Annotated in this window: 10 protein-coding genes; 6 read left to right on the top strand and 4 right to left on the bottom strand. The window is 70.4% G+C overall.

Annotated elements, in window-relative coordinates:
* The first annotated feature begins 114 nt into the window (after nt 1-114).
* From lpxC to ligA, 4 genes are all read left to right on the top strand, one after another.
* Nucleotides 115-1,008: a UDP-3-O-acyl-N-acetylglucosamine deacetylase gene (gene lpxC, locus M9M90_RS14385; RefSeq protein ID WP_254833907.1), complete on the top strand. Its 894-nt coding sequence runs from the start codon at nt 115-117 to the stop codon at nt 1,006-1,008.
* Between the two features lie 145 nt (nt 1,009-1,153).
* Nucleotides 1,154-2,158: an outer membrane protein assembly factor BamD gene (locus M9M90_RS14380; protein WP_371876859.1), complete on the top strand. Its 1,005-nt coding sequence runs from the start codon at nt 1,154-1,156 to the stop codon at nt 2,156-2,158.
* A 58-nt stretch (nt 2,159-2,216) separates the two neighbouring features.
* Complete coding sequence (gene recN, locus M9M90_RS14375) at nt 2,217-3,914, top strand: DNA repair protein RecN (RefSeq protein WP_254833906.1); 1,698 nt, start codon at nt 2,217-2,219, stop codon at nt 3,912-3,914.
* 162 nt (nt 3,915-4,076) lie between these two features.
* On the top strand, nt 4,077-6,416 hold the full coding sequence (gene ligA, locus M9M90_RS14370) for an NAD-dependent DNA ligase LigA (protein WP_254833905.1): 2,340 nt from the start codon (nt 4,077-4,079) through the stop codon (nt 6,414-6,416).
* On the opposite strand, the gene M9M90_RS14365 is transcribed toward ligA, so the two are convergent.
* From M9M90_RS14365 to M9M90_RS14355, 3 genes are read right to left on the bottom strand one after another with little or no spacing between them, the layout of a single operon-like run.
* A complete protein-coding gene (locus M9M90_RS14365) occupies nt 6,413-7,249 on the bottom strand; it encodes a class I SAM-dependent methyltransferase (RefSeq protein ID WP_254833904.1) in 837 nt (278 codons plus the stop codon). The two genes, ligA and M9M90_RS14365, sit on opposite strands and share 4 nt — an antisense overlap.
* Nucleotides 7,250-7,258: 9 nt before the next feature.
* The gene (locus M9M90_RS14360; RefSeq protein WP_254833903.1) at nt 7,259-9,073 is read right to left on the bottom strand and encodes an aminopeptidase P family protein; all 1,815 of its coding nucleotides are present in this window, start codon (nt 9,071-9,073) and stop codon (nt 7,259-7,261) included.
* 43 nt (nt 9,074-9,116) lie between these two features.
* Nucleotides 9,117-10,286: an MFS transporter gene (locus tag M9M90_RS14355; RefSeq protein WP_254833902.1), complete on the bottom strand. Its 1,170-nt coding sequence runs from the start codon at nt 10,284-10,286 to the stop codon at nt 9,117-9,119.
* A gap of 124 nt (nt 10,287-10,410) precedes the next feature.
* Here M9M90_RS14355 and M9M90_RS14350 point away from each other — a divergent pair, with 124 nt between their 5' ends.
* Nucleotides 10,411-10,755, top strand: a complete 345-nt coding sequence (locus tag M9M90_RS14350) for a GIY-YIG nuclease family protein (RefSeq protein WP_254833901.1) — start codon at nt 10,411-10,413, stop codon at nt 10,753-10,755.
* A gap of 198 nt (nt 10,756-10,953) precedes the next feature.
* Entirely contained in the window at nt 10,954-11,514 is a 561-nt protein-coding gene (locus M9M90_RS14345) for a GNAT family N-acetyltransferase (RefSeq protein ID WP_254833900.1), read from the top strand.
* On the opposite strand, the gene M9M90_RS14340 is transcribed toward M9M90_RS14345, so the two are convergent.
* The gene (locus M9M90_RS14340; RefSeq protein WP_254833899.1) at nt 11,511-11,957 is read right to left on the bottom strand and encodes a hypothetical protein; all 447 of its coding nucleotides are present in this window, start codon (nt 11,955-11,957) and stop codon (nt 11,511-11,513) included. The genes M9M90_RS14345 and M9M90_RS14340 overlap by 4 nt on opposite strands.
* Between the last annotated feature and the right edge of the window lie 48 nt (nt 11,958-12,005).

The following is a 12,005-nucleotide window of genomic DNA, read 5'->3' as shown; positions in this document are numbered from 1 at the left end:
AAACATAGCGAAACAGGAAGTGTTTTGCCGCGCTGCAGCATCCGGCCTACTCCGCTGCTGTGGCGTCATGCGGCCACCCCCCGGGGTCGCGCGTCCGTTGAGAAGGCGAAGAGCTTGCCCGCATCGGTGTTCCAACAGACCCTGCAAGGCCCCGCGATCTTCGCCGGAGTCGGTGTCCACACCGGCGCCTACACCCGCGTCTCGGTTCGGCCGGCGCCGGTCAATTCGGGGATCGTCTTCGTGCGCACCGACGTGCTGGACCGCGATAACCGCGTGCCGGTCTCGGGCGACGCCGTGACCAAGACCCAGTTGGGCACCGTGATCGAGAACGCCGCCGGGGTGAGCGTTTCGACCATCGAGCACCTGATGGCCGCCCTGGTCATGCTGAACATCGACAACGCCACCGTCGAACTCGACGGTCCCGAGATGCCGATCATGGACGGCTCGTCCCTGCCGTTCGTACAGGTCCTCGACCGCGCCGGGCGCCGGGGGCAGGACGCTCCGCGCCGCTATATCGAGATCCTGGACGTGATCGAATATGTGGATGGCGACAAGCGCGCCACCCTGAGCCCATCCGACCGTTTCGAAGTCGCCTTCGAGATCGCTTTCGCCTCGACCGCCATCGGCCGCCAGCGCGTCGACCTGGCGATGGACGAGCAAGCCTTCCGCCGCGAACTGGCCGACTGCCGCACCTTCGGCTTCCTGCACGAGGTCGAGTATCTGCGCAGCATCGGCCTTGCGCGGGGCGGCTCGATGGAGAACGCCGTCGTCATCGAGGGCGACCGCATCCTCAATCCGGAAGGCCTGCGCCGGCCGGACGAATTCGTGCGCCACAAAGCGCTGGACGCCATCGGCGACCTCTATGTCCTGGGCGCTCCGATCCTGGGCCGCTTCGAGGGCGTCCTGGCCGGCCACGGCGTCAACAACATGCTGGTCCGGGCCCTGATGGCCAATCCCCAGGCCTGGCGCTATCGCACCCTGGTGCAGGACCTGGCCGAAGCGGTCTGACCGCCTCCCGGCGTCGCCAAATCTGACGCCACCGCCGCATTTGCGCCCTGCATCGCATGCTGTAGAAGCGGGGACTCGCGGCCCGGGGGCGCGCGTTGGTCTCTTTGAGGTGCAGGTGTCCTTGCTTCGTCATTCCCGAGCTCGTGTGGCGCTTGTCGCCGGCATCGCCGTCCTCGCCCTGGCCGGATGCGCCGGCAAGGAGAAGAAGCCTCGCCTCGCCTATGAGGAGCGGCCGGTCGAGCTGCTCTACGCCACCGGCGCCGATCGGCTGGATCGCGGCCTGTGGAACCAGGCCGTGCAGTATTTCGGGGAAGTGGAACGCCAGCATCCCTATTCGGAATGGTCGCGCCGGGCGATCCTGATGACCGCCTACGCCCACTACCAGGGCAACAACTACGCCGAGGCGATCGGCGACGCCGACCGGTTCATCTCGCTCTATCCGGGCAACCCGGCCGCCGCCTACGCGCACTACCTGAAGGCCATCTGCTATTTCGAACAGATCGTCGACGTGGGTCGGGACCAGGCCGCCACCGGCCAGGCGCTGAACAACCTGCAGGAAATCGTCCAGCGGTTCCCGCGCACCGAATATGCCGCCGACGCCCGCCTGAAGATCGACATGGTCAACGACCAGCTGGCCGGCAAGGAAATGACCGTCGGCCGCTACTATCTGCGCCAGGGTGACACCCTGGCCGCGATCGGCCGCTTCAAGACCGTCATCGACCGCTACCAGACCACCAGCCACGCGCCCGAAGCGCTGTACCGGCTTGTGGAAGCCTATCTGACACTCGGCCTCGGCGAAGAAGCCAAGCGCAACGGCGCCGTGCTGGGCTACAACTATCCCGGCGATCCCTGGTATCGCGACGCCTACAAGCTGCTCACCGACAAGGGCCTGCGCCCGGCGACCGAGCCCACCGGCGAACGCCGGGGGATCATGTCGCGCCTGCCGTTCGTCAAGGACAAGAAGGCGACCGTGAAGCCGCCGGCCGCCGAGGGACCCGCGATGCCGACCGCCGCGGCGGCCATGGCGCCCGCCCCCGAGGCCGCACCCGAAGCGGCTCCGGCCGAGGCGCCCGAGACGCCCAAGGCCCCCCCGCCCGAGCGCAAGGGCCTGCTCTCGCGCCTCCCGTTCCTGGGCGAGCGGGACAAATAAGAACCTAAAGCGAACGCGCGGGCTTCCGGCCGGTGCGATTCCAGGCGATCTTGCGAACATGCTGATCGGACTGTGGATCCGCGACGTGGTGCTGATCGAGGCCCTGGACCTGTCCATCGGCCCGGGTCTCACGGCGCTCACCGGCGAGACCGGGGCGGGGAAGTCGATCATCCTCGACGCCTTGGGCCTGGCCGTGGGTGTCCGCGCCGAAGCGGGGCTGGTGCGCCAGGGCGCGGCCCAGGCGGCGGTCTCGGCCGTGTTCGCGCCCTCGCCCGATCATCCCATCTGGGACGTGCTGGAGGAGAAGGGGCTCTCCTACGCCCGCGACGAGGACCTGATCCTGCGCCGCACCCTCTCGGCCGACGGCCGCAGCCGCGCCTTCGTCAACGACCAGGCCACCAGCGCCACCGTCCTGCGCGAGCTGGGCGACCTGCTGCTGGAGGTCCACGGCCAGCATGAGACCGTGGGCCTGCTGGACGCCCGCACCCATCGCCCGCTGCTGGACGCCTATGGGTCCCTCGCCGGCTTGGGCTCCACCGTATCCGCCCGCTGGAGCGACTGGCGCGCCGCTCGGGCCCGCGCCGACGAACTGCGTGAGATCGTCGGCCGCGCCGCCGCCGAGAGCGAGGAGCTGACCCTGCGGCTCTCCGAACTGGACCGTCTCGACCCGCAGCCGGGCGAGGAGACGGTGCTGGCCGAGGAGCGCGCCATCCTCGGCGCCTCCGAGAAGGCGCTCTCCGACATTTCCGACGCCCGCGAGGCCTTCACCGGCCTTTCCGGCAAGCTCGCCCAGGCCATCCGCGCCGTGGAGCACGCCCGCACCCGCGCCATCGCCGCCGGAGCCGCGGAGGAGGGGGCGGCCGTCACCCGCCTGGCCGCCGCCAGCGCCGCCATCGATCGGGTGTTCGGCGAGGCCCAGGAGGCCGAGGCCGCGGTCGACGCCGCCGCCGGCGCTTTCGACTTCCGTCCCGACCAGCTTGAGAAGACCGAGGAGCGGCTGTTCGAGCTGCGCGGCATGGCCCGCAAGCTCGGCGTCAGCGTCGAGGAACTGTCGATCCTGAGGGTGCGGTTCGCCGAGCGCCTGCGGGCCATGGAATCCTCCGAGGACGACCTGAAGGCCGCCGAGGTTGCGGTCGCCAGCGCCCGGGCCGGCTATCTGGATGCCGCCCGGAAGCTCACCGAAGCGCGCCGCGCGGCCGGCGAACGCCTGGCCGCCGCGGTCATGGGCGAACTGGCGCCGTTGAAGCTGGACAAGGCCCGGTTCCGGGTCGCGGTGGAGCCCCTGACGGAGGACCGCGCCGGCCCGGGCGGCCAGGACCGCGTCGCCTTCGAGATCGCCACCAATCCCGGCGCGCCGTTCGGCGACCTGGGCGCCATCGCCTCGGGCGGGGAGTTGGCCCGGTTCGCCCTGGCGCTCAAGGCCTCCCTGGCCGGTCGTGCCGAAGGCCCCCAGCCGCTGATGATCTTCGACGAGGTGGACCAAGGCGTGGGCGGGGCCGTGGCCGACGCCGTGGGTCTGCGGCTGAAACGCCTGGCCACGGCCGCCCAGGTCCTGGTCGTCACCCATTCGCCCCAGGTCGCCGCCCGGGCCGAGGCCCATTGGCGGATCTCCAAGGCCGGGGACGGCGAGCGACTGCGTACGGCGGTGGAGACCCTGTCGGCCGCCGAGCGCGAGGAAGAGATCGCCCGCATGCTGGCGGGCGCCCAGATCACCGACGCGGCGCGCGCCGCTGCCAGGGCCTTGATGCATGCCTGAGATCGCGTGGTTTCAAGATGCTCCCCCCCTGGGGGAGCTGTCAGCGAAGCTGACTGAGGGGGACCGTGACTCGCGGTCGTGGGCTGCAGCCCCCTCCGTCTCGTCGCGAAGAAGCGACGATCCACCTCCCCCAAATCGCGCTGCGCGCTGGGAGAGGATCTGATGGCGGACAAGCCTCTGGCTGAACTCTCCGAGGCCGAGGCGGCCGAGGAGATGACCCGGCTCGCCGACCAACTGGCCGAGCACGACCTGCGCTACCACCGTGACGACGCGCCGACGATCACCGACGCCGACTATGACGCGATGAAGCGCCGAAACCTCGAACTCGAGGCGGCGTTTCCGCAGCTGATCCGCGAGAACTCGCCGTCGATGCGGGTGGGGGCGGCGCGAAACGAACAGTTCTCGCCTGTCGAGCACGGCGTGCCGATGCTCAGCCTCGACAACGCCTTCTCCAACGAGGACGCGCTCGAGTTCGACGCCCGGATCCGCCGGTTCCTGCGGCTCTCCGCCGGGGAGCCGGTGACCTATACCGCCGAGCCGAAGATCGACGGGCTGTCGGCCTCGATCCGCTACGAGAAGGGCGTCCTGGTCCGGGGGGCCACGCGGGGCGACGGCCGGGTGGGGGAGGACGTCACCGAGAACCTGCGGACCATCGCCGAGATCCCCAAGCAGCTGGCCGGCTCAGGCTGGCCCGAGGTCATTGAGGTCCGGGGCGAGGTCTATCTCGGCCACGAGGAGTTCGCCCGGCTCAACGCCGCCAACGAGGCGGCCGGCCAGAAGACCTACGCCAACCCCCGCAACGCCGCGGCGGGCTCGCTGCGCCAGATCGACCCGAAGGTCACCGCCACCCGCCCGCTGCGGTTCTTCGCCTATGCCTGGGGTTTCCACAGCGAGCCCTTCGCCAAGACCCAGTGGGAGGCGCTCGCCCTGCTGAAGGCATGGGGCTTCCAGACCACGCCCGAGAGCCAGTGCGTCACCGACGCCAAGGGCCTGCTGGCCGCCTATGCCGACATGGAGGCCGCCCGCCCGAAGCTCGGCTATGACATCGACGGCGTGGTCTACAAGGTCGACCGCCTGGACTGGCAGCAGCGGCTGGGCTTCATCACCCGCACCCCGCGCTGGGCGATCGCGCGCAAGTTCCCGGCCGAGCAGGCTCGCACGATCCTGGAGGCCATCGACATCCAGGTAGGCCGCACGGGGGCGATCACGCCGGTGGCGCGGTTGCATCCGGTGACCGTGGGCGGCGTGGTGGTCGTCAACGCCACCCTGCACAACGCCGACGAGATCGCACGCAAGGACCTGCGGGTCGGCGACACGGTGATCCTGCAGCGGGCCGGCGACGTGATCCCGCAGATCGTCAGCGTCGTGCTGGACGAGCCGCGTGGGCCTGAGGCCTACGAATTCCCGACCCATTGCCCCTGTCCGCTGCACACGCCGCTGGCGCGGGAGACCACGGCCTCGGGCGCCGAGACGGTGGTCCGCCGCTGCACCGGGGAGTTCGCCTGCCCGTTCCAGCGCATCGAACACCTGCGCCATTTCGTGTCCCGCCGGGCCTTCGACATCGAGGGCCTGGGAGAAAAGCAGCTCACCGCCTTCTATGAGCGGAGCTGGATCCGCTCACCCGCCGACATCTTCAAGCTGGCCCGCGACGAGGCCAAGCTGGAGGAGTTGCGCGCCACCGACGGCTACGGCGAGACTTCGGTGCGCAATCTGGTGGCGGGGATCGAGGCCAAACGGGCCATCCCGCTGGACCGGTTCATCTTCGGTCTGGGGATCCGCCACATCGGCGAGAGCACCTCCATCGCGCTCGCCCGGCATTTCGAGACCGTGGAGGCCTTCGTCGCGACCTCGATCAGGGCGTCGGAACAGCGGCCCGGCGAGGGCGCACGGGCCCTGGCGAACCTTGACGGGGTGGGGCCGACGGCGGTGGACGCCATCCTGGCCTTCGCCCGCGACCGCCAGCCCATGCTGATCCCGGCCGGCGCCTCGCTGGAGGAACACCTTCGCCTTGCCGTCCCGCGCCTCAACGCCAAGGCTCGCGCCTCCCTGGCCGAGCGCTTCGGCGACTGGGCCAGCTTCGAGGCCGCCGCCCAGGCGGCCTTGGCCGAGACGCCGGGCGAGGACTTCCGCGAGATCGCCTCGGTCGACGCCGTGGGCCCGGTGGCCGCGCGGATGATCGCCGACTTCTTCGCCGAGGCGCACAATCGCGGCCTGGTCCAGAGCCTGTGGGATGAGCTGGAGGTCATTCCGGCCGAGCGGCCGAAGACCGACACCGCAGTGGCCGGCAAGACCGTCGTCTTCACCGGCGCGCTCGAAAAAATGACGCGCGACGAGGCCAAGGCCCAGGCCGAGGCGCTCGGGGCCAAGGTCTCCGGCTCGGTGTCCAAGAAGACCGACCTGGTGGTGGCGGGCCCTGGCGCGGGCTCGAAGCTGAAGACCGCCACGGACCTAGGCATCGAGGTGATGACCGAGGACGAGTGGCTGGCCCTGGTGGCCGGCTAGGGGGCGCGGGCCGTCACGATCCAGCTGGCGGACGACAGCTTGACACCCTCTGGGCCCGCGTGAGGCCGAAGCGCCTCGCGAACGGCGTCGATCACCTTGTCGCGCTGTTCGGGATACCCCCGCAGCATGCTCCCGAGCGGGCCGATTCTCTGGGTCACGGCCAGAGTCTGCTCCAGGTCGCCGCTGCCGATCTTGCGGTCGTGGGGCGTGGTCTCGATCGCCTCGAACCCGGCTTGGGAGAGGATGTTCCGCACCCGGTCCGGGTCGGCGAAGGCGAACGGTCCCGGCGCCAGGGGATCGGTCGGTGCCGGCTGCGGGAGAAAGGTCAGGGCCGCCGTCATCGGCAGGGTCATGAAGGGGTTCTCGTCGGGCCGCCGCCAGCAGACGAAGGTGAGCCGCCCGCCGGGCTTCAGCGCCCGGCGGATATTGGCGAAGGCCGCGACCGGGTCGGCGAAGAACATCACCCCGAAGCGGGAGAAGGCCGCGTCGAAAATCTGGGACCCGAAGGGGTGGGTCTGGGCGTCGGCCTCCAGGAAGGTGGGGTGGTCGCCCTTGGAACGCCGGCGGGCGACATCCAGCATCGGCCGCGAGATGTCGACGCCCAGCACGCTGCCGCCGGGCGCCACGGCCTTGGCGAGGCTGAGCGTCGTCTGACCCGACCCGCAGCCGACATCCAGGATTCGTTCGCCGGGCTTGGCCGTCAGGGCTCGCATGGCCTCCTCGCCCAGGGGTTCCAACTGGGTGTCCAGTCGCTCCTGCAGGTCGGCCCAGGTCTCGCCGGTGGCGGCGTTCCAGTATTCGATCTGGGCTGCGTTGGCCTCGGTCTCGGTCATTGGACTTCCTTAGATCGGCTGGCAGGCGGCCTCGAGCCAGGCGCGCACCTCGCCCTCGACCCGCGGTCCGATCTCCGCCCAGACCCGGGCGTGGTAGGCGTTGAACTGTTCGCGCTCGGCGGGGCTGAGCATTTCGACCACCACCAGGCGGCGGTCCATGGGGGCCAGGGTCAGCGTCGCGAAACCGTGCATCGGCCGCTCGCCGCCGGGGATGGGTTCCGCCTCGGTCACGTACTGCAGGTTCTCGATGCGGATGCCGTAGGCGCCTTCCTTGTAGTAGCCGGGCTCGTTCGAGACGATCATCCCGGGCTTCAGCGCCACGAAGTTGGGCAGTTTGGAAATCCGCTGCGGACCTTCATGGACGCCGAGATAGGAGCCGACGCCATGGCCGGTGCCGTGGTCGTAGTCGAAGCCCATCATCCAGAGCGGCGCGCGGGCGAACGCGTCCAGGGCCGAGCCCGTGGTCCCGGCCGGGAAGCGGATGGCGGCCAGCGCCAGATGGCCCTTCAGCACCAGGGTGAAGCGCTCGCGCATTTCCTGGCTGGGCTCGCCGATGGCCACCGTGCGGGTGATGTCGGTGGTGCCGTCCAGGTATTGGGCGCCGGAGTCGACCAGCAGCAATGACCCGACCTCGGTCGGTTTGTTGAGGCGATTGGTCGGCCGGTAGTGGACGACGGCGCCGTTGGAGGCTGCTCCGGCGATGGTGTCGAAGGAAAGGTCCTTGAGCGCGCCGGTGGCCTGGCGGAAGCCTTCCAGTTTGGTCACCACCTCGATCTCGTCGACCGTGCGGGCCTGGGCCTCGGTTGCCAGCCAGTGCAGGAACTGGGTCACCGCCGCGCCGTCGCGGCGGTGGGCCTCGCGGGTCCCTTCGATCTCGACGCCGTTCTTGCAGGCGCGGGGAAGGGCGCAAGGGTCGTCGCCGCGCACCACCTCGGCCCCGGCCTTGGCCAGGGCGTCGAAATACCAGGCGGACGACTGGCCGGGATCCACCAGGACCCGCTTGCCCTTCAGCTCGGCCAGGGCGGCGGGGAGGTCGTCGGTGGTCTCCAGCCGCACCTCGTTGCCCAGCCAGGCGCGCAGCTCAGGGCTGACCTTCACCGGATCGAGGAACAGGCGGGCCGAGCCGTCACGGTTCAGGATCGCCTGGCCGAGCGGCAGCGGCGAGCGGATCACGTCGCCGCCACGGATGTTGAACAGCCAGGCGATGGACGACGGCGCTGTCAGGACCGTGGCCTCGGCGTTCTTGCCGGCGATCGCTTCGCCCACCCGGGCGCGCTTGGCGCTCGACTCCTCACCGGCATAGGCCAGCGGGTGAGGCACGACGGGGGCGACAGGTTGCGCCGGACGCGCGGCGCCCCAGGCGGTGTCCAGCGGGTTGGGCGCGACGGGCTTGAGCGTCGCGCCGGCCTTGGCGGCGGCGGCCTTCAGCCGCTCCAGGGCGTCAGGGGAGTGCAGACGCGGGTCGTAGCCGATGGTCTGCCCCTGGCCGGTGGCGGTCTCCAGATAGGCGGGCACGCCGCCCTCCACGAGGTCGCGGATCTCGAACACTCCCTGGTCCACCTGGTCGCGGACCTGCAGGGTGTAGCGGCCGTCCACGAAGATGGCGGCCTTGTCCTTGAGGATCACCGCGGCTCCGGCCGAGCCCGTGAAGCCCGTGGCCCAGCCCAGCCGGTCATTGGCCTCGGGCAGGTACTCGTTCTGGTGTTCGTCCTCGTGGGGGACCAGGAAGCCGTCCAGGCCCTGGGCGCTCATCGCCTGACGGATCAGGGGAACGTGCTTGGGGCCGAAGGACGGGTCGGTGCTTTCGTCGAAGGTCTGGCGCATGCGGCGAACTTAGGGAAGGTCGCCGGACTTCGCCACCTCGTCCTCAGTCCGGCCGGCGCAGCAGCAGCAGGCAGCCGAAGGCCAGCACGCTGGCGGCGATCAGCACGCCCAGGGCCAGCTCGACCGACCGCGCTAGGGCTAGGGCGAAGAGCAGGGGCGCAACGGCTCCGACCAGCCGCGCCGGCACGTTCAGCGAGCCCAGTCGGCCGCCATAGTTCAGCGCGCCGAACAGGGCCAGAGGCAGGGTGCCGCGCACGATGGTGAAGAGGCCGTTGCCCGCCCCGTAGAGGATGGCGAAGGGCGCGGCGGCGACCGGGCCCAGCGCTAGCAGCAGGCCGGCCCCGATCGGGAAGGCGACCACGGCGGCCCGCCCGGAATTCAGCGGGTGGATCCGCCGCACCAGCACGAACTCGGCGAAGCGGGCCGCCACCTGGGCCGGCCCCACCAGCATGCCCGCCGCCACGGCCGCCGCGGCGCTGGCGCCCATGGCCATCAACAGGGGCGGCAGGTGGGCTCCCATGATCGAGCCGATCCCGGACATGACCGAAAGCGCCGTGGCCAGCAGCACCATCTGGAGGGCGACGGGCGCCGGATTCTCCGGCGCGCTGGACCCGGGAACCTCGGGCGGCGCCACGGCCGCCGGGGCGTCGCGGGGCAGGGTCAGGTGCAGCGGCAGGCAGATCAGCAGATTGGCCGCGGCCCAGACCAGGCAGGCGCCCCGCCAGCCGATCTCGTGGTCCATCCAGGCGGTCAGCGGCCAGGCGATGGTCGAGGCGAAGCCCGCGATCAGGGTGACCCCTGTGATCGAGCGCCGCGCATCCAGGCCGAACCAGCCCACCAGGCCGGCGAAGGCGATGTCGTAAAGGCCGAGCGCCATACCCAGGCCCACCACCAGCCAGGCCAGGGCCAGATGCCAGGGAGCCTGTGAGACCGCCATCCCGGCCAAGCCCAGGGCGAGGATGATGCTGGCGGCGGACAGCGGCAGGCGCGCGCCGCTACGGTCCACCGAACGTCCGGCGGCAGGTCCGACGAAGGCGTGGATCAGCAGGGCGCCGGAGAAGGCGCCGAACACGAAGGCGGTGGAGGTCCCGATCGCCTGGGACATGGAGCCGGCCAGCGATGCGGGCAGATAGCTCGAGCAGGCATAGCCGATGGTCTGGGTGGCCCCGAGGGTGAGGACGGCGCGGCGGGGGCTGATGCTCTGCGCCGCCATCTCGTCCCGCCTCCCGAATCCACGAGGCTCGACCATGCCCCCATCCGTCCACGGACCAAAGAGGCGGTGTCTATTTTATCCGGGTATAATTGACAGGCGACGCGGTAAGCTGCATCCTGTGCGCATGGAAAAGTCCCGCCGCCGCGATCTCGTCCGCGACTACAAGGAAATCAGGAGCCGCCCGGGCGTCTACAGCCTGACCTGCGCGGCGACCGGCGAGACCTGGGTCGGCAATTCGCGAGCCATCGACGCCCAGGTCAACAGCATCATGTTCTCCCTGCGCCACGGGTCTCACCGCAACCGCACCCTGCAGGCGGCCTGGAACGCGCATGGCGAGGCAGGGGTGGTCTACGCCATCGTCGAGGCGCTGGACGACGAGGAGATGACCGGCATCGGGCGCGACACCTGGCTCAAGGAACGCCTGCGCCACTGGATGCAGGCCTTGGACGCCAAACCAGCCATCGCCTGATCTGGCCTTTTGGCCGGAGCTGGGCTATGGAAACGCCATGCGCAGCGCCGCCATCCTCTCGAATTCCTGCGGTCCCTACGGGGCCGTGCGTCTTCGCGTGGGCTGACCGCCTGCTCCGATAAGACCCACGACCCCTGCCAAGCCGGCCGGGGTCGAGGAAACGAGCCCGTCCGTAGGCGTGACCCACGGAGAGCTCAGATGACCACCGATTTCCCCATACGCACTAAACGGCTGCTGCTGCGCGACGTCCGCGCGGACGACTTCGACGCCATCCACGAATACGCCATCGACGAGGCGGTGGCGCGGTTCATGGACTGGGGCCCGAATACGATCGACCAGACGCGAGAGGCCCTGGACCGCTGGCTGACCGCTCAGGCCGAGGCTGTACGCCTGGCCCTGAACCTCGCGGTCGTCGTGGCCGACGAGGACCGGCTCATCGGTTCGATCCGGCTGTCGTGCCAGGGAAGCCAGAACGCCGACCTGGGCTACAGCCTGCACAGCGGGTACTGGCGGCGGGGATATGGCGCGGAGGCGGCGGGGGCGATGCTGCAACTGGGGTTCGAGCGGTTCGGCCTGCACCGGATCTGGGCGACCTGCGACGTGCGCAACGCCGGCTCGTTCGGCGTGATGGAGAAGATCGGCATGCGGCGGGAGGGGACGTTCCTGCAGGACGTCCAGGTCAAGGGCCGCTGGCGGGACACCCACCTCTACGCCGTGCTGGCGCAGGAGTGGGCGGCCCGCCGCGTCAGGACGGACTAGTTCGGCGGAGCGACCGGCTCGACGGCGCTGGCGGCGGCGTCACCGGCGCTGGCAGCGGCGCTCTCGGCGGCCTGAGCCGAACGCTCGGCCGCGGCGCTGGCGTTTTCGGCGGCGGAACGGGTGGCGCTGGCCACGCCGGCGGCGGCGTCACGCGAGGCGGCGCTGGCGTCGGCCGCGGCGGTCTGGGCCTGGGCGGTGGCGGCTTCGAGCGTGGCCTCGGTGCGGCCGCTCTCGCGCGCCGTCATCAAGTCGCTCTCGTCCGTGGTCGAGCTGTTGAACACGAAGAACAGGCCGACGACGGCGATGATCGCCACCAGGGCGGCGATCCACCAGCCGGCGTTGTTGCCGCCGGTCGCGCCGACTGTGCGGACTTCCTCGCGGCGGACCGTCGCCGGTCCTTCGATTATGGTCTTCTCGACATACGGCTCGTTGGGATCTGCCATTGGTATTCCTCCTAGGATGCGGGCCGCGCGGCCACGCTTCGGTCGGAG

This window comes from Phenylobacterium sp. LH3H17, assembly GCF_024298925.1.
Lineage (GTDB): Bacteria > Pseudomonadota > Alphaproteobacteria > Caulobacterales > Caulobacteraceae > Phenylobacterium.
The sequence above is the reverse complement of the archived record's forward strand: the minus strand, read 5'-3'. Positions and strand labels throughout refer to the sequence as shown.